1 protein-coding gene is annotated in these 705 nt (G+C 58.2%); it reads left to right on the forward strand.

The features are described 5' to 3' along the window. A partial coding sequence (tssI, locus tag C4F37_RS27225; protein WP_158701364.1) for a type VI secretion system tip protein TssI/VgrG occupies positions 1-705 on the forward strand: 705 nt, incomplete at both ends.

Genomic DNA, 705 nt, shown 5'->3' on the forward strand with positions numbered 1-705 from the left:
AGTCTTATCCGTTTGTGATGAGTGTGGATGTCGCCAGCGATTCTTTTATGCAGACGGCGGAGATGCTGCTGGAGAAGAACGCAACGCTGACTATCTGGCAGGGTGTCATCCCGCTGCGTTATGTCACCGGCGTGGTGGCGGGCTTTGGCATGCAGGAGAACAATGGCTGGCAGATGCGTTATCACCTGCGTATTGAGCCGCCGTTATGGCGGTGCGGGCTGCGGCAGAACTTCCGCATCTTCCAGCAGCAGGATATCCGGACGATATCGGCCACGTTACTGAACGAGAACGGCGTCACGGAGTGGACGCCGCTGTTTTATGAGGACCATCCGGCGCGGGAGTTCTGTGTGCAGTACGGGGAGTCGGACCTGGCGTTTCTGGCGCGGCTGTGGGCGGAGGAGGGGATTTTCTTCTTTGAGCGGTTTGCGGCGGACAGTCCGGAGCAGAAGCTGACGCTGTGCGACGATGTGGCGGGGCTGTCACAGGCGGGAGAGTTTCCGTTTAACCCGGACACATCGGCAGGAGCGGAGACGGAGTGTGTCAGTATGTTCCGTTATGAGGCGCATGTCCGCCCGTCATCGGTGCAGAGCCAGGATTACACGTTTAAGGTGCCGGACTGGCCGGGGATGTATGAGCAGCAGGGTGAGAGCCTGAACGGACAGCTTGAACAGTATGAAATATTTGATTATCCGGGAAGGTACAAGG

The organism is Escherichia sp. R1, assembly GCF_003000935.1.
In the GTDB taxonomy this organism is placed as follows: Bacteria; Pseudomonadota; Gammaproteobacteria; order Enterobacterales; family Enterobacteriaceae; genus Escherichia; species Escherichia coli.